Origin of the sequence: Pseudomonas sp. DCB_AW, from assembly GCF_026240895.1 — a bacterium.
In the GTDB taxonomy this organism is placed as follows: domain Bacteria; phylum Pseudomonadota; class Gammaproteobacteria; order Pseudomonadales; family Pseudomonadaceae; genus Aquipseudomonas; species Aquipseudomonas kermanshahensis.
Genome location: NZ_JAPFCE010000024.1, coordinates 1 through 26,139, shown reverse-complemented (window position 1 = coordinate 26,139; position 26,139 = coordinate 1). Strand labels below are relative to the sequence as shown.

Here is a 26,139-nt window from a genome sequence, read left to right as displayed (position 1 = left end):
GAGCGGCCCCAGCGCTTTCAACTATCTTCCCCACGCGAAGCGCAGTGGCGCAACTGCGCCAGCAGCAATGCCGCCGAGCGCTTTGGCTTCGCCGTCGAGGTCAGCATGAACTGCGCGTGAGGCAGTGCGGGCAGAGTCGTCACTTCCTGCAGGCCTGCGGCCAGTGCGCATGAGCGGGTGACCGGGGTTACCCCAAGCCCGCCGCTTACGGCAGTCATCAGCCCCCCGGCACTTGGGCTCTGGCAAACGATCCGCCATTGTCGCCCTGCACGCGCCAACGCTTCGATGGCCGCCGCACGGTAGGGGCATTGATCGGAAAACACCGCCAAAGGTACAGGTGAGGTCGCATCATCGGTGGCCAGCGCCAGCGGCCCTCTCGCCCAGACCAACGGCTCGGACCAGAGCACCTCGCCACGCTCATCACCGCCGCAGCGGCTCCCCAGCACGATATCCAGCCCACCCGCGTGCATGAGCGCGAGCAACTCGCCGGTCAAGCCGACCTGCAGGGCAACCTCGGCATCGGGGTGCGCCACGGAAAACCGACGCAGGCAATCGATGATCGGGGCTTTGACCATCTCCTCGCTCAACCCCACGGACACCGTGCCGCAAACCCGCCTGCCGACGCCAAGGCTCGCGCGGGCATCGTCATGCAGTGCCAGGATGGTGCGGGCATAGCCTGCCAGCCGCGTGCCTGCTGGGGTCAGGCTGACCGAGCGCGTGGTGCGCTCCAGCAGCTTGTGCCCGGCTTCGCTCTCGAGCCGCCGAATATGCGCGCTGATTGCCGATTGCGTGAGGTGCAGCCGCTCGGCAGCACGCGTGAAGCCCCCGCTGTCGGCAACGGCCAGCAAGCTACGCAGAAGGACGCTATCGAACACGGATTCATCACCTATTGAACTTAATGAGGCGAGCATACGTGATTTCTATAATGAATCGCCCTCAATCAGACTCTGCGCTCCCCCTGTGCCATGCCTCGCCAGGGGAAATGCCATCGACGCTGACAGGAGTAGCCCCGTGGTTGAACGTGTTCTTTATGTGTGTGCATCGCCGAGAGGCGAACGCTCGGTTTCCGCTCAAATTGCCGAAGTGTTCCTGGCCGCGTTGGCCGAGCGCAAAACCGTGGAGGTTGACCGCCTGGACCCTTGGGAATGCGAGCTGCCCGAAGTGGATGGCGACCTGCTGGCGGCCAAGTACGCCGGGCTTGTCGATGCGCCGCTTTCCCCCGCGCAAAACGCCGCCTGGGCACAGATCAAAACCCTCGCCAAACGCTTCCACCGGGCAGATACAGTGGTGTTCAGCGTCCCGCTGTGGAATTTCGGCATCCCCTACAAACTCAAGCACTTGATCGACGCCATTTCGCACAAGGGCGTGTTGTTCACCTTCGATGAACAGGGGTTGAACGGCATGCTGGGTGGGCGCCGGGCGGTGGCCATCTACACCCGCGGGCTGGGTTATGGCCCCGACTCCCAGACGCCTGATCAGGCGTTCGGCCTGGAAAAACCCTTCCTCGATGCGTGGTTCCGCTTCGTCGGGATCAACCAGGTGCACAGCATCGTGGCCGAACAGACGCTTGGCGCCGAGGGCGCCAGCGTGCGCTCAAGCGCCATGGAAGCCGTGGCCATGCTGGCGCAGAACTTCGACCAACAACAAGCCAGAACGCTCATTGTCGGCCGAAGCGGCTGACCTGCACCGGGTTACTGGATCTGCTCAGGCGTGACGATCACCCAGTTCTTGTCCGCCGTCACCGGCAGCCCTTCCTTGGCCTGCGCGGCCGCGTGCTTGGCGATCATACCGTTGAGCTGGTCCATGTATTTGGCCTTGCGGTTTATCCACAGGTGGATGCCCCCCTTGCCCACGTCCACCCCGTGGAACTGCATGTAGCCATCGCTGGTTGGCGTATCGCCGCCCACCAGCACCGGCCGCTTCCACTCGTCGATGTAGGTGAGGATCGCCGCCTGCTTGCCCGCCATCCAAGTCGCCGGGGTCCACAGGTAAGGCGTCAGTTCCAGGCCTTCGTTGGCCTTGGGGTCATAGCTGCCGGCGCTGATCTGCTTGCGCGCCGTGGTCAGCTGGCCGTTGCTGCGGTCCTTCAGTAGCAGGCTGACGCCAATCACGTTCTGCGGTTTGACGTTGTAGCCGTACTTGGGGTCGGACGCGACCATGCGCACCAGTTCTTCGGACGCGGCAGAAATGACATACACCTCGATGCCGTTTTCCATCAGTTTGTTGAACAGCTCGGCCTGGCCGGCAAAGACCTTGGGCGGCTGCACCTCGATGGCCTTGACCTGGTCACCCTCGAAATACGTGCTGGGCACGGGTTTGCCGGAAGCCATCAAGGCGTCGACCTGGGCCTTCAGTTCCTTCAGGGTGAAGCCCGAGAACACCTGCGCCACCCAGGGGTAGCAGACCATGTCGTCGATTTCGCACAGGCGGTAGTAGTAACTGAACAGGCTTTCCTTGTGCTCGGCCGTGTCTTTGAAGGGGATCAGCTTCAACGAAGGGTCGAGCTTGTCGCGGCTCAGCAGCCCCTGGTTCTCCATGAACGGCAGCAGCGCCTCTTCAAGGTCGTAGCGGTAGCTGGTGTTGTCCATGTCGAACACCGCGTAGTTACCTTTGTTGGCATTGGCGGCGATCATGTTGTCGAGCTGTTTGGCGGCCTCGGCAGGCCAATGCTTGAGTTCGGTGGCCCAGGTTTGGGCCCCGAACAGCAGGGACAGACCCAGGGCGAGGGCTTTCGGAGCGAACTTCATGTGCGAATCTCCTGAAATGACCGGGAAACGCTAGTCCAACCTACCGGCCCAGCAAGCCCTGACAACGACGTTGAAGCAGCTTGAAACGCCCTGTTCATTGCTATCTGCGACATTCCGTTATTCCATAAACGACTATGCACATTCCATTTGGGTATAAATTCGTTTGTTTTCAGGCTGTTAGCATTTCCGTTCGCAATCGCTCACAGAGGCGATGCCTCTTCTGTTTTTTGTTGGAGCTTCAATGAACCTGCCGCTGTCTCTCAACCTGCTGGCGTTCCTGGCCTTGCTGCTGGGCCTGGCACAAACTCGCCGCACCGACTGGAGCCTGGCCAAGAAGGTCTTGCTGGGCCTGGTGCTGGGCGTGGTGTTCGGCCTGGTCCTGCACACGATCTATGGCGCTGGCCACCCGGTATTGAAAGCCACCATCGCCTGGCTCGACCTGGTCGGCAACGGCTATGTCGGCTTGCTGCAGATGATCGTCATGCCGCTGATCTTCGCCTCGATCCTCAGCGCCGTGGCACGCTTGCACAATGCTTCCTCGCTTGGCCGCATCAGCGTGCTGAGCATCGGCACCTTGCTGCTCACCACTGCCATCGCCGCATTGATCGGCATCGTCTTGACCAACCTGTTCGGCCTGACCGCCGATGGCCTGGTGGCTGGCGTGCAGGAAAGCGCGCGGCTGCAAGCGATCCACAGCGACTACGCGGGCAAGGTCGCCGACCTCAACATCCCGCAACTGCTGCTGTCGTTCATCCCCAGCAACCCGGTAGGCGACCTGGCGCGGGCCAAGCCAACCTCGATCATCAGCGTGGTGATCTTCGCCGTGTTCGTCGGCCTGGCCGCCCTGCAACTGATCAAGGACGACGCCGAGAAAGGCGCGCGCGCCCTGTCGGCCATCGACACCCTGCAAGCCTGGGTCATGCGCCTGGTGCGCGTGGTGATGAAGCTCACCCCTTATGGTGTGCTAGCCTTGATGACCAAAGTGGTCGCCAGCTCCAACCTGGACGACATCCTCAAGCTGGGCAGCTTCGTCGTCGTTTCGTACATCGGCCTGGGGCTGATGTTCGTGGTGCATGCCGTCATCCTGGCGGCGACCGGCGTCAGCCCGCTGCGCTTCTTCCGCAAGGTGTGGCCAGTGCTGACCTTCGCCTTCACCAGCCGCTCCAGCGCCGCGAGCATCCCGCTGAACATCGAAGCGCAAACCCGTCGCCTGGGTGTGCCGCAGTCCATCGCCAGCTTCAGCGCCTCGTTCGGCACGACAATTGGTCAGAACGGTTGCGCCGGCCTGTACCCGGCCATGCTGGCCGTGATGGTTGCCCCGGCAGTGGGCATCGACACCTTCGACCCGCTGTGGATCGCGACCCTGGTCGCCATCGTCACCCTGAGCTCGGCCGGGGTAGCCGGAGTAGGCGGTGGTGCGACCTTCGCCGCGCTGATCGTGCTGCCGGCCATGGGCTTGCCGGTTGAGCTGGTAGCACTGCTGATTTCGGTGGAGCCGTTAATCGACATGGGCCGCACGGCACTGAACGTGAATGGCTCGATGACGGCCGGGGTGGTGACCAGCCAGCTGTTGAAAGAGACTGACCAGGACGTGTTAGCAGATGACCAGCATGCAACGCTGAGTCATAGCTGATACGCCAAGGCCGCCCCTGCACAGAAGACGCGGTCTTTTTGTAGGAGCGGCCTTGCGTCGCGATGGGGCGCGAGCGCCCCCCAACAATCTCAAACCTTGTCCCAGACATCGAAGTGATACGCCGGCCCCGCCCCTTCAGGCGCTTGCGGCTCACTGCTCACCCGGCGCCACTGCGCCTCGTCGAACGCCGGGAACCACGCATCGCCCTCAGGCGACAGCTCGACCCGGGTCAGGTACATGCGGCTCACCAGCCCCTTCTCCAGCGCCTGCCCATACAGCTGCGCCCCGCCAATCAGCATCAGCTCATCGACGCCCTGCTCACGCGCCCACTGTTCGGCGCGCACCAGCGCAGCTTCCAGCGAGGCGAACACCTCGGCACCGGCCAGCGCCAGCCCCGGCTGGCGGCTGACCACGATATTCAGCCGCCCCGGCAAAGGCCGGCCCAGCGAGTCCCAGGTCTTGCGCCCCATGATGATCGGCTTGCCCAGGGTCGTGGCCTTGAAGTACTTGAAATCCCCCGGCAGGTGCCAGGGCATGGAATTGTCGATGCCGATCACGCGGTTCTCGGCGAGGGCCGCGATCAGGCTGAGGGGGAGTGTGCTAGTCATGCCAGCGAGGATAGCAAACCCGCCGTGGGTTATGCTTCTGCCCTGACCTGTGCAATGGAAGACCTTGTGACTGGACCGACGCCACTGGACAAACGCTGGCTCACCGAAGCAGTACGCCTGCGCGAGGAACATGCCGGCCCCCTGGAAGACCAGGAAGCCAACCGCCACGCCCGCCAGGCCGGCGGCGACCTGGCGACCCGTATTGAAACGCGCGCCCTGTTCCTGGCCGAACGCGACGGCATGACAGCCGCCCTGCGCCACTGGAAGCAGGGCGCGCGCCTGGCACTGCTGGCCCTGTTGATCATGGCCGCCTTCAGCGGCGCGGGCCTGGCCTTCGCGGCGCTGGGCGATGGCCAACGCCCGGTGAATGTGTTCTGGGCACTGGGCAGCCTGCTGGGGTTGAACCTGGTGATGCTGCTGAGCTGGGCGATCGGCTTCAGCCTGAGCGGCGAACACGGCGCTGGGCTGGGCCGGCTTTGGTTGTGGCTGAGCGAACGCTTTGCCCGCGATGCCAAGGCCGCGCACCTTGCGCCCGCGTTGCTGGTGCTGCTGCAGCGCCAGCGCCTGAATCGCTGGCTGCTTGGCGTGCTGGTGCACGGGCTGTGGCTGCTGGCGATGATGACCGCGTTGGCGATGCTCTTGGCGTTGCTGGCCACACGGCGCTATGGCTTTGTCTGGGAAACCACCCTGCTTGCCGCCGAGCCGTTCATCCACATGACCCAGGCGCTCGGCGCCCTGCCTTCGCTGCTGGGCTTTGCCGTGCCGGACGAAGCCATGATCCGCGCCAGCGGCGACACGCTGCCGGCCCTGGACCTGGCCCGCCAGGCCTGGGCCAGCTGGTTGCTCGGTGTGGTGCTGGTCTATGGCCTGCTACCACGCCTGCTCTTGGCCGCACTGTGCCTGTGGCGCTGGCGCCAAGGCCGCGCACGCCTGGCGCTGGACCTCAGCCTGCCAGGCTACGCGGCATTGCGCGAAAGCCTTATGCCACGCAGCGAGCGCATCGGTGTGCAGGACGCCGCGCCCGACACCTTGCCCCACTTCGCTGCCGGGCAACTGGAAAGCGGCAGCAGCGGTGCCTTGCTGGTTGGCCTGGAGCTGGATGACCAGCGCCCCTGGCCGCCCGCCCTGCCCAAAAGCGTGACCGATGCCGGCGTGCTCGATAGCCGTGAATCACGCAACCGGCTGCTCGAACAACTCAGCCGCTTCCCCCCGGCGCGCCTGGCTATCGCTTGCGACCCACGCCGTTCGCCCGATCGCGGCAGCCTGGCGTTGCTGGCCGAGCTGGCACGCAACGCCGGCGCCACCCGTATCTGGCTGCTGCAGGCGGCCCCAGGCCAGGCCCTGGACGCCGAGCGCCTGGGCGATTGGCACGAAGCGCTGGACCGCCTCGGCCTGCCCCACGCCGACACCTCGCCCTTGACCTGGTTGGAGCATGGCCATGACTGAGCCGCTTAAACTGGCCGTGGTCGGCCACACCAATGTCGGCAAGACTTCGCTGCTGCGTACCTTGACCCGCGACGTGAGCTTTGGCGAGGTGTCCCATCGCCCCAGCACCACCCGCCATGTGGAGGGCGCACGCCTGTCGGTGGACGGCGAGCCCCTGCTGGAGCTGTATGACACCCCAGGCCTGGAAGACGCCATTGCCCTGCTCGACTACCTCGAGCGGCTGGAGCGCCCGGGTGAACGCCTGGACGGCCCGGCCCGGCTGGCACGCTTCCTCCAGGGCAGTGAGGCACGCCAACGCTTCGAGCAGGAAGCCAAGGTGCTGCGCCAGTTGCAGGCCAGCAATGCCGGCCTATACGTGATCGACGCCCGCGAGCCGGTGCTGGCCAAGTACCGCGACGAACTGGAGGTGCTGGCCAGTTGCGGCAAGCCGCTGCTACCCGTGCTCAACTTCGTCGCCAGCAGCCAGCACCGCGAGCCCGAATGGCGTGAAGCCCTTGCACGGCTTGGCCTTCACGCCTTGGTACGGTTCGACAGCGTGGCCCCGCCGGAAGACGGCGAGCGCCGCCTGTACGAAAGCCTGGCCTTGCTACTGGAAGACGCCCGCCCTGCCCTGCAACGGCTGATCGACGACCAACAGGCGCAACGCCAAGCCCGCCATCAAAGCGGTAAACGCCTGATCGCCGAGCTGCTGCTCGACTGCGCCGCCTGCCGGCGCAGCGTGGTGGCCGAGCCCGCCGCCGAAGCCAAGGCCATCGAAGCGTTGCGCCAGGATGTGCGGCAACGCGAACAGCGCTGTGTCGAAGCGCTGCTCAAGCTGTATGCCTTCCGCCGCGAAGACGCCCATGCCAGTGATTTGCCGTTGCTGGACGGTCGTTGGGGCGATGACCTGTTCAACCCCGAGACCTTGAAGCTGCTGGGCGTACGCCTGGGCAGTGGCGTGGCGGCGGGCGCTGCGGCCGGGGCCGGGGTCGATCTGTTGGTCGGTGGCCTGACCCTGGGCGCGGCGGCCTTGGCGGGTGCGATCGCAGGCGGCGCGCTACAGACGGCACGCAATTACGGGTCGCGGTTGATGGGCAAGCTCAAAGGGCAGCGTGAGCTGACGGTGGACGATACGGTGTTGCGGCTGTTGGCGTTGCGCCAGCAGCAGTTGATGGTGGCCCTGGATAACCGCGGGCATGCCGCGCAAGACAGCATTCGCCTGGGCGAGCTGGACGAGAAGACCTGGCGCGAGGGCAAGTTGCCTGAGGCGTTGGTCAAGGCGCGGGCGCATCCGCAGTGGTCGACGCTCAACCCTGGGCCGCGGGTGAATCAGGCGGAGCGGCAGGAGCAGTTGGAGGCCTTGGTGTTGCAGATTTGAGTTTGTGTGGGGGCTGGTAGGTGTTCGCCTTTAGGGGGGCGGCGCCTGGGAGACCGAGCGCCGCCCGCGCGGCGCATCGCAGCACAAGGCTGCTCCCACATTTTTCGGGCCAATTATTCCTGAGGCGGTCGCGCGCCAATATCACAGGCCTCACTGGCCCGAAACAGATGTAGGAGCAGCCTTGTGCTGCGAAGCGCCGCGCGGGCGGCGCTCGATCTGCCAGGCGCCACACCCCTCAAGGCATGCACCTCTCAACCCCAAACCCAACCCCAGCCCCGCCCCCCTTCACTGCTGCACCACCTTCTCCGACTTACCGTCATACCGCTTGCGCCACTCGGCCAGAATCTCGTCACGGTGCTTCGAGGCCCAGGCAAAGTCGTTCTTGATCAACCGCTGCTCATAATCAGCCGGCAACTCGGTCTGCGGCTTGGCAATACCCGGCGCGGCAAGCACCGCGAAGTTCTCCTTGTACAACGCCATCGCCGCAGGGCTGGCCGAAAAGTCTGCCAAGCGCTTGGCCGCATCGGCCTTGGGCGTGCCTTTGATCACCGCCGTCGCCTCGATCTCCCAGCCCAGGCCCTCCTTGGGCAGCACGATGTCCAGCGGCGCGCCTTGGCGCTTGAGCTGCACAGCGGGGTATTCGAACGAGATACCGATCGGGAACTCGCCCGCCGCCGCCAGCTTGCACGGCTTGGAGCCGGAGTGAACGTACTGGCCGATGTTCTGGTGCAAGGCGTCCATGTAGGCCCAGCCCTGAGGCTCGCCAAAAGTCTGCAGCCAGGCGCTGACATCCAGGAAGCCCGTGCCGGACGAGGCCGGGTTGGGCATGACGATCTTGCCCTTGTACTCGGGCTTGGTCAGGTCTTGCCAGCTGACCGGCTTGCTCAGGCCCTGCTTCTCGGCCTCGATGGTGTTGAAGCAAATGGTCGCGGCCCAGACGTCCATGCCCACCCAAGCCGGTGGGTTGGCTGCGTCGCGGTAGTTCGCCGAGATTTTGCCAAGGTCCTTGGGCGCATAGGCTTCGAGCATGCCGTGCTGGTCAAGCACGGCCAGGCTGGAGGCCGCCAACCCCCACACCGCATCGGCTTGCGGGCGGTCTTTTTCAGCCAGCAGTTTGGCGGTAATGATGCCCGTGGAATCGCGCACCCACTTGATCTCGATGTCTGGGTTGGCCTTTTCGAAGGCCTGCTTGTAGGTCTTGAGCTGTTCGGCTTCCAGCGCGGTGTAAACCGTCAGCTGAGTGCCGGCGGCCGAAGCCTGCAGGCTGAACACGGCAGAAACGGCAGCAGCAAGTGCAAGGTGCTTGAACATGGTGGGGTTCCTTACAGGTCAGGCAGCCGCGGCGCGTTGGCGCCAGGCTTGGGAGCGGCGCAACAGGCCGCGTGAGGCTGCAGCCAGCAGCAATGAGGCGCTGGCGCTGGTCAGCAGAATCAGGGTCGACATGGCGGCGGCACCGCCGACGTTGCCTGCATCGTCCATGTTCAACACGGCAACGGCGGCGAGGATGGTGTCGGGGCTGTAGAGGAAGATCGCCGCCGACACGGTGGTCATCGCCGAGACGAACAGGTAGCGGATGATGTCCAGCAGCGCCGGCAAGCAGATCGGCACGGTTACCCGCAGGAAGTGCCGATACAGCGGCGCCTTGAGCGACAATGCGGCGGCCTCGAACTCGCCGTCGAGCTGGCGCAGTGCGGTGGTGGCGGTCATCTGCGCAGTGGTCAGGTAATGGGCAATGGTGCAGATGACCAACAAGCCCATGCTGCCGTACAGCACATGCAAGGGGTTGCCGTTGAGGTTGAAGAAGAACACGTAGCCCAGGCCCAGCACGAGGCCCGGCACCGCCATGGGGATGAAGCTGAGCAGGCGCAGCGACTGGTTGAGCAGGCGTTGGCCCTGGGTCTTTTCCATCAGGTAGGCACCGCAGAAAATCACCACGCTGCCGATCAGCGCCGTGCCGATCGCCATGGTCACGCTATTGCGGTACGCCAGCCAGCCTCCGCCGGCGGTGTCCTCGAACAGGTAGTGCTTGAGCGACAGTGACAGGTTGTAGGGCCAGAAAGTGACCAGCGACGAATACACGGCCATGCCGATCACCAGCAACAGCACCGCGCAGACCATCAACACGACCGCCAGGAAGCAGGCATCACGGCGGTGCGAGGGCTTGGGCTCGAACACCTGCGCCCGCCCACTCATGGCTTCGCCCTGGCGGCGACGCAACCAGGCATCGACAGCAAAGCTCAGCAGTGCCGGCACCAGCAAGACCATACCGATCAGGGCGCCGCGGCCAAATTGCTGCTGGCCAACCACGGCCTTGTAAGCTTCCAGGGCCAACACCTGATAATCCCCCCCGACCACAACCGGGACGCCGAAGTCAGTGATGGTCAGGGTAAACACCAGGCAAAAGGCGGCGAATACTGCCTGGCGCGTGGCGGGCCAGGTAATGCTGGAGAACGCCCGCCAAGGCCCAGCGCCCATGCTGGAGGCGGCGTCGAACAGGCGCGCATCGGCCAGCGACAGGGCCGACAGTAGAATCATCAATGCATGCGGGAAGGTGTAAATGGCTTCGCCGAGCACGATCCCCCAGAAACCGTAGATGTTGTCGCTCAGCAGCCCGCGCAGCAGGCCCTGGTTACCGAACAGGTAGACCAGCGCGATCGCCGGCAGCATCGACGGCGCCAGCAGGGGCAGCAACGAGATGCCCCGCCACAGGCCCTTGGCCGGGATCAGCGTGCGTTGCAACGCATAGGCGAACAGGTAAGCCAGTGGGATGACGATGGCCGCGACGGTGAACGCCACCGACAAGCTATTGCCGAGCAGCCAGTGGAAGTTCTCGCTGGCGAACAGCGCCCGGGCAGCCGCCAGGCCGCCGCCCTGGCCGGCGTCACCGCTGAAGCCACGCCAGAAGATCGCCAGCAGCGGCATCAGCACCGCCAGTACCAGCAGCATCAACAGCAACCACTTCCCACCGACGACGAACAGCCGGTCACCCAAGGCAACGCCGTGGCGCGACGTGGCCTTGGCCGGGTTCAGCGGCAGGGACATTGGCGCGGCCATCTTAGGCGAACACCTGCAGGCTCTGCGGTGGCAGCGCCACCCAGATGTCCTGCGAACCCAGCCGCGGCATGGCCTCGGGGGCCAGTTCGGCCAGCAAGGCATGGCCCGGCAAGGCTTTGAACTCGAAGCTCATGCGGCAGCGATTGCCGAGGAAGGTGATCTCGCGGACCTTGGCCGGAAACAGGTTTTCTTCATGCACCGGCGGGTTGACCGTGATCGCCTCGGGGCGGCAGAACAAGCGGCCGCTGCTGGCCCGCGCCGAGCCAGGCGACAAACGCATGCTCATGCCGCCGACCTGGGCCTGGCTGTCACCGCTGCGCTGGAACGGCAGCCAGTTACCCTGGCCAACGAACTCGGCAACGAAGGGCGTAGCCGGCTGGTCGTAGATGGCCTGCGGCGTGGCGTACTGCTCGACCTGGCCGTTGTTCATCACGGCAATGCGGTCGGCCATCAGCATGGCCTCGTCCTGGTTGTGGGTAACCATCAAGGTGGTGATACCCAGCTGGCGTTGCAGCTGGCGCAGTTCGGTGCACAGGTGCTCGCGAACCCGGGCGTCCAGCGCCGACATCGGCTCGTCGAGCAGCAGCAGCGAAGGCGCCGGCGCCAGCGCGCGGGCCAGGGCCACGCGCTGCTGCTGGCCGCCGGAAAGCTGCCCGGGGTACTTTTTTTCGCTACCGGACAAGCCGACCAACTGGAGCATTTCGGCCACCCGCTGGCGGGCCTGTTCGCGGCCGCTGCCGGTCAGGCCATAGGCGATGTTGGCTTCGACGGTCAGGTTGGGGAACAGCGCGTAAGACTGGAACAGAATGCCGTAGTCGCGGGCCTGGGGTGGCAGCTCCGAGACGTCGCGCTCGCCGATATACAACTCACCGCGGTCCTGGCGTTCGAGGCCGGCGATGCAGCGCAACAGCGTGGTCTTGCCGCACCCGGACGGGCCGAGCAAGCACACCAGCTCGCCCGCGGCGATGTCCAGGGAGACATCGTTGAGCGCTGTAAAGGCGCCGAAGCGTTTGTGGATGTTGCGCACTTTCATCTGTGCGCCTGGGGTGGCGTTGTTCATGGCAAGGCCTCATCGAAGAGATGGGGCCATGCTAGGAAGGCTGTGCGACGGTTCTGTGGCTTTCAGGCAAAAGCGCGCGATAGTGGTATAGGCAGATTTTGTAGTGCCCCACCTGCCACAACGGTTCTTGGTAGGAGCAGCCTTGTGCTGCGAAGAGGCCCTGATCGGCGATGCACATGTATGGGGTGCACCGGCCTCTTCGCAGCACAAGGCTGCTCCTACAAGGGATGATTCAAAACTGTGAACCGGCCACTTCCTGCGCAACCCCCAGAAACGCCGCCGGCAAACGCGCCTGGCGCCGCTCCTTCAGGCAATACAGGTACTCATGCATCACCGGCGCATCCTCCAGCGCCAGCACCCGTAATTCGGGGTTGTGCGGCACTTCATGGCGGGCAATCACACTGATGCCAATGTTGCGCAGGACCGCTTCGCGAATCGACTCACGGCTACCAATCTCCAGCAACGTGCCGGCCTTCACACCGGCCTCCTGCAGCATCTGCTCGGTCAGCTTGCGCGTGGTCGACCCCGGCTCGCGCATCAACAGGCAATGCCCGGCCACCACGTCGATGGACACCACCTGACGATGCGCCAAGGGATGGTTGCGGTGCACGGCCACCACCAACGGGTCGGTGCCCAATACCCGGCGCACCAACCGGGCATCCTCCACCAGTTGCGACGAAGCGGCGATATCGACCCGGTAGTCCTCGAGCATTTCCAGCACCTGCTGCGAGTTGCCGATCTCCACCGCAACGTCGACCTGGGGCAGGCGCTCGCGGAAGACCTTCACCAGATCGAGGATGTAGTAAGGCGCGGTGGCCGCAATGCGCAGGCTGCCCTGGGCCTGGCCACTGTTGCGCAGTTCGAACTCGATGTCGGCCTCCTGCTGCAGCAGCGCCTTGACCCTCGGCAGCAGGCGCACACCCTCCTCGCTCAACACCAGGCGCCGCCCGCCACGGTAGAACAGCTCTACTGCGTACTGGCTTTCCAGGTTGCGGATCTGCGTGGTCACGGTGGGTTGGCTGAGCCCGAGCTTCTTCGCCGCCAGGGTGATGCTGCCCAGGCGGGCCACCATGTAGAAGGCTTTGAGCTCGGAACTCAGCATGCACGTCCTCTATTTGCGCAAAAGGCGCAAGCCGTTGAACACCACCAGCAGGCTCACGCCCATGTCGGCGAACACCGCCATCCACATGGTCGCCATGCCGGCAAAGGTGATCGCCAGGAATATCGCCTTGATGCCCAGGGCCAGAATGATGTTCTGCCTGAGAATCGCCGCACTTTGGCGCGACAGCCTGACGAAGGCCGGGATTTTGCGCAAGTCGTCGTCCATCAACGCCACGTCGGCCGTCTCGATGGCCGTGTCGGTGCCCGCGGCCGCCATGGCAAAGCCGATCTCGGCACGGGCAAGGGCCGGTGCATCGTTGATACCGTCGCCAACCATGCCCACCCGATGGCCTTGGGCATACAGGGCCTCGATGGTCTTCAGCTTGTCGGCCGGCAGCAGGTTGCCTTCGGCGCGATCGATGCCGACCTGGGCGGCGATGGCCTCGGCGGTATGGGGATTGTCGCCGGTAAGCATGACCGTCTTGATACCCAGTTCATGCAATTCGGCAATCGCCTGGCGGCTGCTCTGCTTGAGCGTGTCGGCCACGGCGAACAGGGCCAGCGGGCCACTGCGGTCGAGCAGCAGGACCACGGTTTTGCCTTGACGCTCCAGCGCATCCAGTTGCGCCTCCAACTCAGGCGAGCACAGGCCCAGTTCCTCGACCAGGCGGTGATTGCCCAGGTGGTAAAGCTCACCCTCGATCACCCCCCGCACACCGCGACCGGCCAATGCGGCGAAGTCGTCGACTGCGCTCAAGGCCAAACCTTGCGCCTTGCCGAATTGGGCGATGGCACGTGAAACCGGGTGGTCCGAGCGCTCGGCCAAGCTGGCAGCCAACGCCTGGGCCCGGCCTTCGAACAGGGGGTCCAAGGCCTTCGCATCGGTCTGCACTGGCTTGCCGTGGGTCAGGGTGCCGGTCTTGTCGAGGGCCAGGAAGTCCAGCTTGCGCCCGCCTTCCAGGTACACCCCACCCTTGATCAGGATGCCCTTGCGCGCGGCTGCAGCCAGGCCACTGACGATGGTCACCGGGGTTGAAATGACCAAGGCGCACGGGCAGGCCACCACCAACAGCACCAAGGCGCGATAGACCCAGTCGAACCAGGCGCCTGCCATGAACAGCGGCGGGATGACCGCCACCGCCAAGGCCACGGCGAACACCACGGGTGTGTAGATGCGCGAGAATCGGTCGACAAAACGCTGGGTCGGCGCCCGGGCACCTTGGGCTTCTTCGACGGCCTTGATGATGCGCGCCAGCGTCGATTGCCCGGCGCCGGCAGTGACGCGAAACTCCAGCGCACCGGCCTGGTTGATGGTGCCGGCGAACAGCTTGTCGCCCACGGCTTTTTCCACTGGCAGGCTTTCACCGGTGATCGGCGCCTGATCGACGCTGGATTGGCCACTGGTCACTTCGCCATCCAGGCCGATGCGCTCGCCCGGCCGTACCCGCACCAAGGCACCGATGGCCACCTCGCGCACTTCCACTTCACGCCACTGGCCATCGGCTTGCAGCACTGTCGCCCTATCAGGGGTGAGCTGCATCAGGCCGCTGATGGCATTGCGAGCGCGGTCCAGGGAGCGCGCTTCGATCAGCTCGGCGACCGTGAACAACACCATCACCATGGCCGCTTCCGGCCACTGGCCGATCAGCACAGCGCCAGTCACGGCAATGCTCATCAGCGCGTTGATGTTGAGGTTGCGGTTTTTCAGGGCAATCCAGCCCTTCTTGTAGGTGCCCAAGCCGCAACCCAGGATCGCCGCCAAGGCCAGCGCCGCCACCAGCCATTCAGGTGCAAGCCCGGTGAAATGCACGATTTCGGCAGCGATGGCCGCGATACCGGATAACGCCAGCGGCCACCAGCGGGTCTTGCTGGGCGGGGCAGCGTTCGCGGCGGTCTCGTCCCCTTCGATGAGGGGCTCGGCCTTCATGCCCAGGCTGTCGATAGCCCGCTCGATCTCGGCGGTACCGGCCAGCGTGTGGCGCACGCCAAGCACGCGGTTGATCAGGTTGAACTCCAATTGCTCGATGCCCGCCAGCTTGCCCAGCTTGTCCTGGATCAGCGTTTGCTCGGTGGGGCAGTCCATGGCCTCGATACGGAAGCGGCTGAGCTGTGCGTCGCCGCTGGCTTTTTCGCTCAACTGCACCAACGCCGGGGCGGCCGCGCTGCCGCAGCAACTGTGGGCGTGGTGGTCATGCTTGTGGTGGGGGCTGGCAGGCTGGTTCATTGGGTCATCCTTAAAGTGAGCCTGTTGCCAAGTGAACACCCTGTAGCCACTATAGGGTCAAGCCATCCGCTGGAGATTTCGCGATGAAGATTGGAGAACTGGCAAAAGCCACCGATTGCGCCGTGGAGACCATCCGCTATTACGAGCGCGAGCAACTGTTGCCGGAGCCGGCGCGCAGCGACGGCAACTACCGGCTCTACACCCAGGCCCACGTCGAGCGGCTGACCTTCATCCGCAACTGCCGGACCCTGGACATGACCCTGGACGAAATCCGCAGCCTGCTACGCCTGCGCGACAGCCCCGAAGGGTCGTGCGGCAGCGTCAATGCGTTGATCGACGAGCATATCGTCCATGTACAGGCGCGTATCGATGGTTTGGTGGCGTTGCAGGAGCAGCTGGTGGAGCTGCGACAGAGGTGCAGCGCGCCGGGGAGTGAATGCGCGATCTTGCAGCAACTGGAGGTGAACGGGGCGGTATCTGTACCGGAAGGCGATCATTCGCATGTGGGGCGAAGCCACGGGCATTGAGATTGCTGGGGGCGCTTTGCGCCCTAATCGCGACGCAAGGCAGCCCCGGCAATCTAGAAAATCACACCGCCATCGGCGCCGTCATCGGCGCATGATGCTCATACCCTTCCAGGCTGAAATCACTCGGCTCGATCTTCTCCAGCCACTCCGGCTCATACTTGCCGGTGTCGGCAAACGCCGGCACGCGATCGCTGATCACCAGCTTCGGCGCCTCGAGCGGTTCGCGCTTGAGCTGCTCGTTGAGCATGTCCAGGTGGTTTTCGTACACATGGGCATCGCCAATGAAATACGTGAACCAGCGCGGGGTGTAGCCGGTCAGGCGGCCGAACAGCGACAGCAAGGCCGCGCCCTCGGTGAGGTTGAACGGCGTGCCCAAGCCCAGGTCGTTGGAGCGAATGTACAGGGTCAGGGAAATTTCGCGAGTCTCGGCATTCGGGTGGAACTGGTACAGCAGGTGGCACGGCGGCAGGGCCATTTCATCCAACTGGGCGCAGTTCCAGCCATGGAACAGGATGCGCCGGCTGCCCGGGTCATTGGCGATGGTGTCCAGGCACTGCCGCACCTGGTCGATGGCCTTGTACAGGATGACAAAGGCCTGGCCGTCTTCCTCGTCCTGGGCAATCTTGCGGAAACCCTGTTTTTCGGCCATTTCGATGGCCGCCGGGTTGCTCAGCGGGATGCGTTTGTAGCCCGGCCATTGGCGCCACTGAACGCCGTAGATCTCGCCCAGGTCGTCATGCCCCTGGCGGAACGGGTTGGCCAGCCATTGGGCGTTTTCGTTGGCGTTCTGGTCCCAGACCTTGCAGCCCAGCTCACGGAATTCACCCGCGTTTTTCACGCCCCGCAGAAAACCGACCATCTCGCCGATGGCCGACTTGAAGGCCAGCTTGCGCGTGGTGATGGCCGGAAAGCCCTTCTGCAGGTCGAAACGCAGCATGGCGCCCGGCAGGCTGATGGTGCGGATGCCGGTACGGTTTTCCTGAAGGGTGCCGTTTTCGATGACGTCACGGACCAGGTCCAGATACTGTTTCATGGCTTACCTGTAGCAAGAACGGCAGAGGGATCACCCCTGCCGTTGGGGGTCAGATGGCGGGTTTCGCCGTAGGTTTGCGATTATAAGCCCACCAGATCAATCCGAGGCCGGCCAGAATCATCGGGATGCAGAGTATCTGACCCATGGTCAGCCAACCCCAGGCAATGTAGCCCAGCTGGGCATCCGGCACGCGGACGAACTCGACGATGAAGCGGAAGATCCCGTAGAACAGCGCGAACATGCCGGATACCGCCATGGTCGGGCGTGGCTTGCGCGAATACAGCCACAGGATCAGGAACAGCGCCACGCCTTCCAGGGCGAATTGATACAGCTGCGAGGGGTGGCGCGGCAGCTGGGCGGGGTCGCTGAACGGTGGGAACACCATCGCCCACGGCACGTCGGTCGCCTTGCCCCACAGCTCGGCATTGATGAAGTTGCCGATACGCCCGGCACCCAGGCCGATCGGCACCATTGGCGCGACGAAGTCCATCAGCTCGAAGAACGACTTGTTGTTGCGCTTGCCGAACCATACCGCCGCCAGCATCACGCCGATGAAGCCGCCGTGGAACGACATGCCGCCCTTCCACACCTCGAAGATCAGCGTCGGGTTCGCCAGGTAGGCGTGCAGGTCGTAAAACAGCACGTAACCCAGGCGGCCCCCGACGATCACCCCCATCGATAGCCAGAACACCAGGTCGGACAGCTTTTCACGGGACCAAGTGGGGTCGAAGCGGTTCAGCCGACGCGAGGCAAGCAGCCAGGCGCCGCCGATGCCGACCAGGTACATCAGGCCGTACCAGTGGATTTTCAGCGGCCCGAGGGCCACGGCCACGGGGTCTATCTGCGGGTAAGGCAGCATGGATATTCCTCTAGTTTCAAATCAGCGAGCTAAATCAAAAAGCTGAGGCCGACGCAGAACAGCAGCGCGGCGAACAAACGCTTGAGCAGGCGTGGCGACAGTTTGTGCGCCAGGCGCGCGCCGAAGCGGGCGAAAAACATGCTGGTCACGGCAATGCCGACCAGCGCAGGCAGGTACACGTAGCCCAGGCTGTGGGCCGGCAAGTGTTCTTCGTGCCAGCCAAGCCACATGAAGCTCAGGGCACTGGCCACGGCAATGGGCAGGCCACAGGCCGAGGACGTTGCCACCGCCTGCTGCATGGGCAGGCTGCGCCACGTCAGGAACGGCACGGTCAGCGAGCCGCCACCAATACCGAAAATCGCCGAAGCCCAGCCAATCACCCCACCTGCTGCGGTCAGCGCGGGCTTGCCAGGGATGCCGCGGCTGGCCTTGGGTTTGAAGTCCAGGGCCATTTGCGCAGCAATGATCAGGGCGAACACACCGATGATCTTCTGCAGCAGTGGGCCCTGGATCAACGAGGCGGTCTTGGCGCCGATACCAGCGCCAATCAGGATGCCCAGGGTCATCCAGGCGAAGATCGGCCACTGCACCGCACCCCGGCGATGGTGTTCGAGCACCGCGTTGATCGAGGTGAAGATGATGGTTGCCAACGACGTGCCGACAGCCAGGTGGGTCAATACCGAGGGGTCGAAGCCCTGCAAGGTGAAGCTGAACACCAGCACCGGCACGATGATGATGCCACCACCAACGCCGAACAGCCCGGCCAGCACACCGGCACATGCACCTAACAGCAGATAGAGTACGAACTCCATTCGTTGCCCCTGAGAAAATCAATCCGGCATGGTAACGGAAGCCGGCCCTGAGGCTCTAGTGAACTTCGTGACAGGATGGATCAGCACCGCCGCAGTGGGTAGAGTGGCAAAAAACACAGAGGCCCAACCGATGTGCCTGATCGTATTCGCCTGGCGGCCGGGGCATGCCCTGCCGCTGATCGTGGCGGCCAACCGCGACGAGTTCTATGCCCGGCCCACGCAGGCCCTGACCGCCTGGGAGGATGCCCCTGGCGTCTATGCCGGGCGTGACCTGGAGGCTGGCGGTACCTGGCTGGGCGTGGGGCCGCAGGGGCGCTTTGCGGCGCTGACCAACATCCGCGACCCTGGGCAAGCCTTGGGCGTGCGCTCGCGCGGGGAGCTGGTGGCGGGGTTTCTGCAGGGTGAGCTTGGCGTGGAAGCCTATCTTGACCAGGTGGCCAGCCGCAGTCGCCAGTATTCGGGGTTCAACTTGCTGGTGGGTGATGGGGCGCAGTTAGGCTTTCTGCACGCCCGAGACGCCGCGCCGCGCTTGCTGGAGCCTGGGGTCTATGGGTTATCCAATGCCGGGTTGGATACGCCGTGGCCGAAGCTGGTGAAGGCGCGCAGCGGGCTGGAGGGGTTGCTTGAGTCAGCAGACCCGCAGCGCTTGCTAGGGTTGCTGGCCGATGGTGAACCGGCAGCCGAAAGCGAGTTACCGGAAACGGGCGTGGGGTTGGCGACCGAGAAGCTGCTGTCGAGTGTGTTTATTGCCAGCCAGAATTATGGGACGCGGGCGAGTACTGTGCTGATCGTGGATGATCAGGGAAAAAGACGGCTGGTTGAGCGCAGTTTCGGGCCGTTTGGGGGGCATTTGGGAGAAGTTGAGATTATGGCTTGAGGGCCAGGGGCTGCTTTGCAGCCCTTCGCAGCACAAGGCTGCTCCTACAAGGGATTGAACGGCGCGCCTGATGTTGAACACCCGTCCATAATCTGGGGCTCAGCTCAATCCCCTTGTAGGAGCAGCCTTGTGCTGCGAAGCGGCCGGTACAGGTATCAGAGGGTCTTGTTCGCCCCAGGCCCGATCATCCGCGCCAACCCTAGGTTCTTCAGCGCCAATTGCAGCGAGCTGTGGATAACCTGCGGGTTGTCATGGCTCATGGCTTCGGCCAGCAGCTCCTTGGCCTTGCTCATGTTGATCTGGCGCAGCATCCACTTCACCTTGGGCAAGTTGGTCGCGTTCATCGACAAACTGTCGAAGCCCATCGCCATCAACAGCACCGCTGCCGCCGGGTCACCGGCCATCTCGCCGCAAATGCTGACCGGCTTGCCCTCGCCATGGGCATCGCGCACCACCGTGTTCAAGGCTTGCAGCACGGCCGGGTGCAGGTAATCGTACAGGTCGGCGACCCGCGGGTTGTTGCGGTCGACCGCCAGCAGGTACTGGGTCAGGTCGTTGGAACCGACCGACAGGAAGTCCACCTGCCGCGCCAGCTCTTTGGTCTGGTACACCGCCGCAGGGATCTCGACCATCACGCCAACCGGCGGCATCGGCACATCGGTGCCTTCGTCACGCACCTCGCCCCACGCGCGGTGGATCAGGTGCAGTGCCTCTTCCAGCTCGTGAATGCCAGAAATCATCGGCAGCAGGATGCGCAGGTTGTTCAAACCTTCGCTGGCCTTGAGCATGGCGCGGGTCTGGACCAGGAAGATTTCCGGGTGGTCGAGGGTAACGCGAATGCCGCGCCAACCCAGGAAGGGGTTTTCTTCCTTGATCGGGAAGTACGACAGCGCCTTGTCCCCGCCGATATCCAGGGTACGCATGGTCACTGGCAGCGGGTGGAAGGCCGCCAGCTGTTCGCGGTAGATCGCCAGCTGCTCTTTCTCGCTGGGGAAGCGCTGGTTGATCATGAACGGCACTTCGGTGCGGTACAGGCCTACCCCTTCGGCGCCACGCTGCTGGGCACGGGCGACGTCGGCCAGCAGGCCGGTGTTGACCCACAGCGGCATGCGGTGGCCATCAGGGGTGACGCAGGGCAGCTCGCGCAGCGCATCCAGGCCTTGCGCCAGCTGGCGCTCCTCCTCGACCACTTCGCTGTACTGCTTGCGCAACACGTCGCTGGGGTTGGTGAACACCTCGCCCTTGTAGCCGTCGACGATCAGCTCGATGCCATCGACCTTGGAATACGGCAGGTCGACCAGGCCCATCACCGTCGGAATACCCATGGCGCGGGCCAGGATCGCGACGTGGGAGTTGCCCGAACCCAATACCGACACCAGGCCGACCAGCTTGCCCTCCGGCACTTCGCCCAGCATCGCTGGCGTCAGTTCTTCGCTGACCAGGATGGTATTGTCGGCGTACACCAGCGATTGCGAGCGAGCCTCCTGCAGGTAGGCGAGCAGCCGGCGGCCAAGGTCCTTGACGTCCGAAGCGCGCTCACGCAGGTAGTCATCATCCATCAGCTCGAAGCGGTTGACGTGCTCGCCGACCACTTGGCGCAAAGCGCCCTGGGCCCACTGGCCGGTCTTGATGACCTCGGTCACCTCGCCGCCCAAAGCGGCGTCTTCGAGCATCATCAGGTACACGTCAAACAACGCGCGCTCTTCGGGCCGCAGCTGGGTGGCCAGCTTGGCCGACAGCTTGCGCATGTCGGCGCGCACGCCTTCAAGGGCGTTCTGGAACAGTTTGAGTTCGGCGTCGATGTCTTCGACAGTCTTGTCCGGCACCACTTCGAGGTCGGCCGGCGGCAACATCACCACTGCGCGACCAACGGCGGCGCCTGGCGAGCCCGGCACGCCGACGAAGCGAGCCTCCTGAATGCCCTTGCCCTGGCGGCCCAGGCCACGAATCGAGCCGGTCGCCTCGGCGTGGGCGATAACCCCGGCGAGCTGGGCACTCATGGTGACCAGGAAGGCTTCTTCGCCCTCATCGAACTGGCGGCGTTCCTTCTGCTGGATGACCAGCACCCCGACCACCCGACGGTGGTGAATGATCGGCGCACCCAGGAAGGAGGCGAACTTTTCTTCACCGGTTTCGGCAAAGTAGCGATAACGCGGGTGATCGGCGGCGTTTTCCAGGTTCAGCGGCTCTTCCCGGGTACCGACCAGGCCGACCAGGCCCTCGTTGGGGGCCATGCTGACCTTGCCGATCGAACGCTTGTTCAGGCCCTCGGTGGCCATCAGCACGAAGCGGTTGGTTTCCGGGTCAAGCAGGTAGACGGAGCAGACCTGGCTGCCCATGGCCTCCTTGACGCGCAAGACAATGATCCCCAACGCCGTCTTGAGATCTTTGGCGGAGTTCACTTCCTGGACGATCTTGCGCAGCGTATTGAGCATGGCTCGGGGTCGAACTCCGTCGTCAGTCGCGCGTCAGAAGACGCGGTGCTAGCTCTTTCAGGGCGCGACGGTAGACCTCGCGCTTGAATGTCACAACCTGGCCCAGCGGGTACCAATAGCTGACCCAGCGCCAGCCGTCGAACTCCGGCTTGCCCGTCAGGTCCATCCGCACCCTTTGTTCGTTGCTTACCAGACGCAGCAGGAACCACTTCTGCTTCTGGCCAATGCACAGCGGCTGGCTGTGCGTACGCACCAGACGCTGGGGTAAACGATAACGCAACCAGCCACGCGTGCAGGCAAGAATTTCCACATCGTCGCGTTCAAGGCCAACTTCTTCGTTCAGCTCGCGGTACAGGGCATCTTCCGGCGTCTCGTCAGGGTTGATGCCACCCTGGGGAAATTGCCAGGCATCCTGGTTGATCCGTCGAGCCCATAGCACCTGCCCGGCATCATTCGTGAGAATGATCCCGACATTGGGGCGAAAACCATCCGGGTCGATCACGGCAGCAACCTCGCAAACGCATGTCACCGCATTGTTCCACAAAGCCTGCGAGCGCAGCAACGCGCCCGCCAAGCTTATGTGCAGCGAGGTGAAAACTCCGTATTCTGCGGGCCTACCTTGTAGCTGATGCGAGTGAACGCGATGCGCCTGGCTTTATTCGACCTGGACAATACCCTCCTCGGTGGCGACAGCGACCATGCCTGGGGTGACTATCTGTGCGAGCGCGGCATCCTCGACCCGGTCGCCTACAAACAACGCAACGATGCCTTCTACCAGCACTACCTGAACGGCACCCTGGACTTGCAGGCCTACCTGGCCTTTTCCATGGAGATTCTGGCGGCAACGCCTATGGCCCAGCTCGACGCGTGGCACCGCGATTTCATGCGGGACTGCATCGAGCCGATCATCCTGCCCAAGGCCCTGGCGTTGCTGCAGCAGCACCGCGAGGCGGGCGACAAACTGGTGATCATCACCGCCACCAACCGTTTCGTGACCGCGCCAATCGCCCGCCGTTTGGGCGTGCGTACCCTGCTGGCGACCGAATGCGAGACCGAAGCTGGCCGCTACACCGGGCGTAGTACCGATATAGCGTGTTTCCGTGAAGGGAAAGTGACGAGGTTGCAGCGCTGGATGCTGGAAAACGGCTACGACCTTGAAGACAGCTATTTCTACAGCGATTCGATGAATGACCTGCCGTTGCTGCAGCAGGTGACGCATGCGGTGGCGGTGGACCCCGATCCGAACCTGCGGGCGGAAGCCGAGCAGCGTGGGTGGCCGGTGATTTCGCTGAGGGATTGAGGTTGTCCTGTGCCGGCCCTTTCGCGGGTAAACCCGCTCCCACAGGGATTGCATCAGGCCCGAGGGCTGTGCAGTCCTGTGGGAGCGGGCTTGCCCCGCGAAGAGGCCGGCATGGACAGCACAAGGCCGTCAGACTGGCTTGGCACCCATCAGGCCGGCAATGGACAGGAAGCAAACCCCGCTGAACACCGCCAAGGCCAAGGTAAGGCGCAGCCCTACCACCTGCGCCTTGCGCAGCCGGTTCAAGCGCACCAGCAGCCACCACACGGCAAACGCACCCAGCGTATAGATGACGCTGGATGCCAGCACCCAGGTCTGCCCCAGTGGCCAGCCGACCAGGTGCACCAGCCACCAGCCAGTGACCGGCATGCTCACCAGGCACACGCCCATGACCAACCAGACGAACACCAGCGGCCGGCGCAGCAATTTGCCGTAGGCCTCGGCATCGCCCAGCCGGCGGGCGCGAACTGTCCAGATCACCAAGCCCAGCGCGCCCAGAAGCAGCAGCGCAGTGGCGGTGATGTGCAAGGCCTTGAGCATCGTCAGGTGTTCCATGTCTTCATATCCATGCGCGATGAGCCAAGCTTAGTCGCTCAACCCAAAAACAACCGGTAAGCCGGGTTATCGGTCTCGTCCCAGTACGGGTAACCGATCTTGGCCAGCGCCGCTGGCACCAGGTGGCGCTCGTCTTCCGGTACCTGCAAGCCCGCCACCACGCGCCCATCGGCGGCGCCGTGGTTGCGGTAGTGGAACATCGAAATATTCCAGCGCCCGCCCAGCTTGTTGAGGAAGTTGAACAACGCACCCGGCCGCTCGGGGAACTCGAAGCGCAGCACGATCTCATCACTGGCGCCGGCCGAATGGCCACCCACCATGTGACGAATGTGCAGCTTGGCCAGTTCGTTGTCGGTCAGGTCGGTAACCGGGAAGCCCTGCTCGGTCAGTTGCTGCACCAACACCGCACGCGGGTCGTTCTCTGGGTGGGTCTGCACGCCGACGAAGATGTGCGCCTCGTCGGAGGTGTGCTTGCGGTAGTTGAATTCGGTGATCTGGCGCTTGCCGATCGCCTCGCAGAACGCCTTGAAGCTGCCCGGGCGCTCGGGGATGGTGACGGCGATGATGGCTTCGCGTTTTTCACCCAGTTCGGCACGCTCGGCCACATGGCGCAGGCGATCGAAGTTGACGTTGGCACCCGAATCGATGGCGACCAGGGTCTGGCCGGTCACGCCATACAGCTCGACATACTTCTTGATGCCGGCAACCCCCAGCGCGCCAGCAGGTTCGGTGATCGAGCGGGTATCGTCGTAGATATCCTTGATGGCTGCACAGATCTCGTCGGTACTGACAGTGATCACTTCATCCACGTGCAGGCGACAGATGTCGAAGGTGTGCTGGCCAATCTGCGCCACCGCCACACCGTCGGCGAACAGCCCGACCTGCGGCAACACCACGCGCTCACCCGCGGCCATGGCGGCCTGCAGGCAGTTGGAGTCGTCCGGCTCGACGCCGATGACTTTGATTTCCGGGCGCAGGTATTTCACGTAGGCCGCGATGCCGGCGATCAGGCCGCCGCCGCCGACCGGCACGAAAATCGCGTCCAGCCGGCCCGGATGCTGACGCAGGATCTCCATGGCCACCGTGCCTTGCCCGGCGATGGTGTGCGGGTCGTCGTAGGGGTGGATGTAGACGAAGCCCTTCTCATCGACCAGCTTGAGCGAGTAGGCCAGCGCCTCGGGGAAGGTGTCGCCGTGCAATACCACCTTGCCGCCCCGCGAACGCACGCCTTCGATCTTGATCTCCGGGGTGGTCTTGGGCATCACGATGGTTGCCTTGATCCCCAGCTCACGCGCCGCCAGGGCCAGGCCCTGGGCATGGTTGCCGGCCGAGGCGGTGACCACGCCGCGGGCCAGCTCTTCTGGGGTCAGTTGCGCCAGCTTGTTGTACGCCCCGCGAATCTTGAACGAGAACACCGGCTGCAGGTCTTCGCGCTTGAGCAAGATCTGGTTGCCGAGGCGTTTGCTCAGCTGCCCGGCGCTCTGCAGCGGCGTTTCGACGGCGACGTCATAGACGCGCGAGGTGAGGATCTTCTTGACGTACTGTTCGAGCATCGGGAAAGCATCACTGGCCGCGGGACAAGGGCTGCGAGTCTACCCCAGCGCTACGTCGGGCGACCACAGCAAAGCCGCGCAAGCCGCTATACTAAGCCCCTTTGAAACCCAGCCCCTTTGAAAACCTCCCCGCCCCTCTCGGAGCCCGCATGACCCAGGACCAACTCAAACAGGCCGTCGCCCAGGCCGCTGTCGACTTCATTCTGCCCAAGCTGGATGAAAAGAGCGTCGTCGGCGTCGGTACCGGTTCGACCGCCAACTTCTTCATCGACGCCCTGGCTCAGCACAAGACCGCCTTCGATGGCGCAGTCGCCAGCTCCGAGGCTACCGCCCAGCGTCTGAAAGGTCATGGCATCCCGGTCTACGAGCTGAACAGCGTCAGCGAGCTGGAGTTCTATGTGGACGGTGCTGACGAGAGCGACGCGCACCTGAACCTGATCAAGGGCGGTGGCGCGGCCCTGACCCGCGAGAAGATCGTCGCGGCCGTGGCCAAGACCTTCATCTGCATCGCCGATGCCAGCAAGCTGGTACCGGTGCTGGGCGCCTTCCCGCTGCCCGTCGAAGTGATCCCGATGGCCCGCAGCCACGTGGCGCGCCAGCTGGTCAAGCTGGGCGGTGACCCGGTGTACCGCGAGGGTGTGCTGACCGACAACGGTAACGTGATCCTGGACGTGTACAACCTGCAGATCACCAACCCGGTCGAGCTCGAAGCGCAGATCAATGCGATCGTCGGCGTGGTGACCAACGGCCTGTTCGCGGCACGCCCGGCGGACTTGCTGCTCCTCGGTACCGCTGAAGGTGTGAAAACCCTCAAGGCCGAGTAACCCAGGCCTATAAGCGTTGTTCTAGCCCTGCGCGATCCAGGTAGGAGCAGCCTTGTGCTGCGAAGAGGCCGGTGACTTCACAGTGAATCTGCGCTGCTGTTACCGACCTCTTCGCAGCACAAGGCTGCTCCTAC

General features: G+C 64.0%; 23 protein-coding genes. 8 read left to right on the top strand and 15 right to left on the bottom strand.

The genetic code is table 11. The features are described 5' to 3' along the window. Window positions 1-17: 17 nt before the first annotated feature. The gene (locus tag OO306_RS15040; RefSeq protein ID WP_265969220.1) at window positions 18-875 is read right to left on the bottom strand and encodes a LysR family transcriptional regulator; all 858 of its coding nucleotides are present in this window, start codon (window positions 873-875) and stop codon (window positions 18-20) included. A 136-nt stretch (window positions 876-1,011) separates the two neighbouring features. On the opposite strand from OO306_RS15040, the gene OO306_RS15035 reads away from it, so the two are divergent. Next, entirely contained in the window at window positions 1,012-1,680 is a 669-nt protein-coding gene (locus tag OO306_RS15035; protein WP_027592309.1) for an FMN-dependent NADH-azoreductase, read from the top strand. Between the two features lie 11 nt (window positions 1,681-1,691). On the opposite strand, the gene OO306_RS15030 is transcribed toward OO306_RS15035, so the two are convergent. Then, window positions 1,692-2,747: a haloacid dehalogenase-like hydrolase gene (locus OO306_RS15030; RefSeq protein WP_265969219.1), complete on the bottom strand. Its 1,056-nt coding sequence runs from the start codon at window positions 2,745-2,747 to the stop codon at window positions 1,692-1,694. A 241-nt stretch (window positions 2,748-2,988) separates the two neighbouring features. Here OO306_RS15030 and OO306_RS15025 point away from each other — a divergent pair, with 241 nt between their 5' ends. Then, window positions 2,989-4,380, top strand: coding sequence for an L-cystine transporter (locus OO306_RS15025; protein WP_027592307.1), 1,392 nt, complete (start codon window positions 2,989-2,991; stop codon window positions 4,378-4,380). A gap of 89 nt (window positions 4,381-4,469) precedes the next feature. Here OO306_RS15025 and OO306_RS15020 read toward each other — a convergent pair whose 3' ends face one another. After that, entirely contained in the window at window positions 4,470-4,988 is a 519-nt protein-coding gene (locus tag OO306_RS15020; protein WP_027592306.1) for a dihydrofolate reductase, read from the bottom strand. A gap of 54 nt (window positions 4,989-5,042) precedes the next feature. Between OO306_RS15020 and OO306_RS15015 the strand changes: the two genes are divergently transcribed. After that, the gene (locus OO306_RS15015) at window positions 5,043-6,434 is read left to right on the top strand and encodes a DUF2868 domain-containing protein (protein ID WP_265969218.1); all 1,392 of its coding nucleotides are present in this window, start codon (window positions 5,043-5,045) and stop codon (window positions 6,432-6,434) included. Continuing rightward, entirely contained in the window at window positions 6,427-7,791 is a 1,365-nt protein-coding gene (locus OO306_RS15010) for a GTPase/DUF3482 domain-containing protein (RefSeq protein ID WP_265969217.1), read from the top strand. Before OO306_RS15015 ends, OO306_RS15010 begins: the two co-directional genes overlap by 8 nt. A gap of 285 nt (window positions 7,792-8,076) precedes the next feature. Here OO306_RS15010 and OO306_RS15005 read toward each other — a convergent pair whose 3' ends face one another. The 5 genes from OO306_RS15005 to OO306_RS14985 all read right to left on the bottom strand — a co-directional run bounded on the left by OO306_RS15005 (window position 8,077) and on the right by OO306_RS14985 (window position 15,230). Beyond that, window positions 8,077-9,102, bottom strand: coding sequence for a putative 2-aminoethylphosphonate ABC transporter substrate-binding protein (locus tag OO306_RS15005; protein ID WP_265969216.1), 1,026 nt, complete (start codon window positions 9,100-9,102; stop codon window positions 8,077-8,079). A gap of 18 nt (window positions 9,103-9,120) precedes the next feature. Beyond that, on the bottom strand, window positions 9,121-10,845 hold the full coding sequence (locus tag OO306_RS15000; protein ID WP_265969215.1) for a putative 2-aminoethylphosphonate ABC transporter permease subunit: 1,725 nt from the start codon (window positions 10,843-10,845) through the stop codon (window positions 9,121-9,123). Window position 10,846: 1 nt separating this feature from the next. Then, the gene (locus OO306_RS14995) at window positions 10,847-11,905 is read right to left on the bottom strand and encodes a putative 2-aminoethylphosphonate ABC transporter ATP-binding protein (RefSeq protein WP_085272221.1); all 1,059 of its coding nucleotides are present in this window, start codon (window positions 11,903-11,905) and stop codon (window positions 10,847-10,849) included. Window positions 11,906-12,137: 232 nt separating this feature from the next. Then, complete coding sequence (locus OO306_RS14990) at window positions 12,138-13,007, bottom strand: LysR family transcriptional regulator (RefSeq protein ID WP_027592300.1); 870 nt, start codon at window positions 13,005-13,007, stop codon at window positions 12,138-12,140. 9 nt (window positions 13,008-13,016) lie between these two features. Then, complete coding sequence (locus OO306_RS14985) at window positions 13,017-15,230, bottom strand: heavy metal translocating P-type ATPase (protein ID WP_265969214.1); 2,214 nt, start codon at window positions 15,228-15,230, stop codon at window positions 13,017-13,019. Window positions 15,231-15,313: 83 nt separating this feature from the next. Here OO306_RS14985 and cadR point away from each other — a divergent pair, with 83 nt between their 5' ends. Further along, window positions 15,314-15,757, top strand: coding sequence for a cadmium resistance transcriptional regulator CadR (cadR, locus tag OO306_RS14980; protein ID WP_265969213.1), 444 nt, complete (start codon window positions 15,314-15,316; stop codon window positions 15,755-15,757). A gap of 61 nt (window positions 15,758-15,818) precedes the next feature. On the opposite strand, the gene OO306_RS14975 is transcribed toward cadR, so the two are convergent. From OO306_RS14975 to OO306_RS14965, 3 genes are read right to left on the bottom strand one after another with little or no spacing between them, the layout of a single operon-like run. Beyond that, window positions 15,819-16,790 carry a thymidylate synthase gene (locus OO306_RS14975; protein ID WP_099455647.1) on the bottom strand — a complete coding sequence of 324 codons (972 nt, stop codon included), beginning with the start codon at window positions 16,788-16,790 and terminating at the stop codon, window positions 15,819-15,821. A gap of 49 nt (window positions 16,791-16,839) precedes the next feature. After that, on the bottom strand, window positions 16,840-17,649 hold the full coding sequence (lgt, locus tag OO306_RS14970; protein WP_027592296.1) for a prolipoprotein diacylglyceryl transferase: 810 nt from the start codon (window positions 17,647-17,649) through the stop codon (window positions 16,840-16,842). A 29-nt stretch (window positions 17,650-17,678) separates the two neighbouring features. Further along, a complete protein-coding gene (locus OO306_RS14965; protein ID WP_099430715.1) occupies window positions 17,679-18,461 on the bottom strand; it encodes a sulfite exporter TauE/SafE family protein in 783 nt (260 codons plus the stop codon). A gap of 130 nt (window positions 18,462-18,591) precedes the next feature. Between OO306_RS14965 and OO306_RS14960 the strand changes: the two genes are divergently transcribed. Then, the gene (locus OO306_RS14960) at window positions 18,592-19,338 is read left to right on the top strand and encodes an NRDE family protein (protein WP_265969212.1); all 747 of its coding nucleotides are present in this window, start codon (window positions 18,592-18,594) and stop codon (window positions 19,336-19,338) included. Between the two features lie 155 nt (window positions 19,339-19,493). On the opposite strand, the gene ptsP is transcribed toward OO306_RS14960, so the two are convergent. Further along, on the bottom strand, window positions 19,494-21,773 hold the full coding sequence (gene ptsP, locus OO306_RS14955; RefSeq protein ID WP_099455649.1) for a phosphoenolpyruvate--protein phosphotransferase: 2,280 nt from the start codon (window positions 21,771-21,773) through the stop codon (window positions 19,494-19,496). 22 nt (window positions 21,774-21,795) lie between these two features. Further along, window positions 21,796-22,275 carry an RNA pyrophosphohydrolase gene (locus tag OO306_RS14950; RefSeq protein WP_003249017.1) on the bottom strand — a complete coding sequence of 160 codons (480 nt, stop codon included), beginning with the start codon at window positions 22,273-22,275 and terminating at the stop codon, window positions 21,796-21,798. A gap of 141 nt (window positions 22,276-22,416) precedes the next feature. On the opposite strand from OO306_RS14950, the gene OO306_RS14945 reads away from it, so the two are divergent. Then, the gene (locus OO306_RS14945) at window positions 22,417-23,073 is read left to right on the top strand and encodes an HAD family phosphatase (protein WP_265969211.1); all 657 of its coding nucleotides are present in this window, start codon (window positions 22,417-22,419) and stop codon (window positions 23,071-23,073) included. Window positions 23,074-23,202: 129 nt separating this feature from the next. Here the strand turns inward: OO306_RS14945 and OO306_RS14940 are convergent, their stop codons facing one another. Beyond that, window positions 23,203-23,628, bottom strand: coding sequence for a DUF2269 family protein (locus tag OO306_RS14940; RefSeq protein ID WP_265969210.1), 426 nt, complete (start codon window positions 23,626-23,628; stop codon window positions 23,203-23,205). 38 nt (window positions 23,629-23,666) lie between these two features. Beyond that, entirely contained in the window at window positions 23,667-25,181 is a 1,515-nt protein-coding gene (gene ilvA / locus OO306_RS14935) for a threonine ammonia-lyase, biosynthetic (RefSeq protein ID WP_027592290.1), read from the bottom strand. A 149-nt stretch (window positions 25,182-25,330) separates the two neighbouring features. Here ilvA and rpiA point away from each other — a divergent pair, with 149 nt between their 5' ends. Then, entirely contained in the window at window positions 25,331-26,005 is a 675-nt protein-coding gene (gene rpiA, locus OO306_RS14930) for a ribose-5-phosphate isomerase RpiA (protein ID WP_027592289.1), read from the top strand. Window positions 26,006-26,139: the final 134 nt, after the last annotated feature.

Bases quoted from the DNA above. Each gene is read 5' to 3' on its own strand.
- OO306_RS14995 (WP_085272221.1), bottom strand. From the start codon at position 11,905: ATGAACAACGCCACCCCAGGCGCACAGATGAAAGTGCGCAACATCCAC.
- OO306_RS14940 (WP_265969210.1), bottom strand. From the start codon at position 23,628: ATGGAACACCTGACGATGCTCAAGGCCTTGCACATCACCGCCACTGCG.
- OO306_RS14975 (WP_099455647.1), bottom strand. From the start codon at position 16,790: ATGAAACAGTATCTGGACCTGGTCCGTGACGTCATCGAAAACGGCACC.
- OO306_RS14985 (WP_265969214.1), bottom strand. From the start codon at position 15,230: ATGAACCAGCCTGCCAGCCCCCACCACAAGCATGACCACCACGCCCAC.
- ptsP (WP_099455649.1), bottom strand. From the start codon at position 21,773: ATGCTCAATACGCTGCGCAAGATCGTCCAGGAAGTGAACTCCGCCAAA.
- OO306_RS15015 (WP_265969218.1), top strand. From the start codon at position 5,043: ATGGAAGACCTTGTGACTGGACCGACGCCACTGGACAAACGCTGGCTC.
- ilvA (WP_027592290.1), bottom strand. From the start codon at position 25,181: ATGCTCGAACAGTACGTCAAGAAGATCCTCACCTCGCGCGTCTATGAC.
- OO306_RS14965 (WP_099430715.1), bottom strand. From the start codon at position 18,461: ATGGAGTTCGTACTCTATCTGCTGTTAGGTGCATGTGCCGGTGTGCTG.
- OO306_RS15005 (WP_265969216.1), bottom strand. From the start codon at position 9,102: ATGTTCAAGCACCTTGCACTTGCTGCTGCCGTTTCTGCCGTGTTCAGC.
- rpiA (WP_027592289.1), top strand. From the start codon at position 25,331: ATGACCCAGGACCAACTCAAACAGGCCGTCGCCCAGGCCGCTGTCGAC.
- OO306_RS14945 (WP_265969211.1), top strand. From the start codon at position 22,417: ATGCGCCTGGCTTTATTCGACCTGGACAATACCCTCCTCGGTGGCGAC.
- OO306_RS15010 (WP_265969217.1), top strand. From the start codon at position 6,427: ATGACTGAGCCGCTTAAACTGGCCGTGGTCGGCCACACCAATGTCGGC.
- OO306_RS15025 (WP_027592307.1), top strand. From the start codon at position 2,989: ATGAACCTGCCGCTGTCTCTCAACCTGCTGGCGTTCCTGGCCTTGCTG.
- OO306_RS15000 (WP_265969215.1), bottom strand. From the start codon at position 10,845: ATGGCCGCGCCAATGTCCCTGCCGCTGAACCCGGCCAAGGCCACGTCG.
- lgt (WP_027592296.1), bottom strand. From the start codon at position 17,649: ATGCTGCCTTACCCGCAGATAGACCCCGTGGCCGTGGCCCTCGGGCCG.
- OO306_RS14990 (WP_027592300.1), bottom strand. From the start codon at position 13,007: ATGCTGAGTTCCGAGCTCAAAGCCTTCTACATGGTGGCCCGCCTGGGC.
- OO306_RS15030 (WP_265969219.1), bottom strand. From the start codon at position 2,747: ATGAAGTTCGCTCCGAAAGCCCTCGCCCTGGGTCTGTCCCTGCTGTTC.
- OO306_RS14960 (WP_265969212.1), top strand. From the start codon at position 18,592: ATGTGCCTGATCGTATTCGCCTGGCGGCCGGGGCATGCCCTGCCGCTG.
- OO306_RS15020 (WP_027592306.1), bottom strand. From the start codon at position 4,988: ATGACTAGCACACTCCCCCTCAGCCTGATCGCGGCCCTCGCCGAGAAC.
- cadR (WP_265969213.1), top strand. From the start codon at position 15,314: ATGAAGATTGGAGAACTGGCAAAAGCCACCGATTGCGCCGTGGAGACC.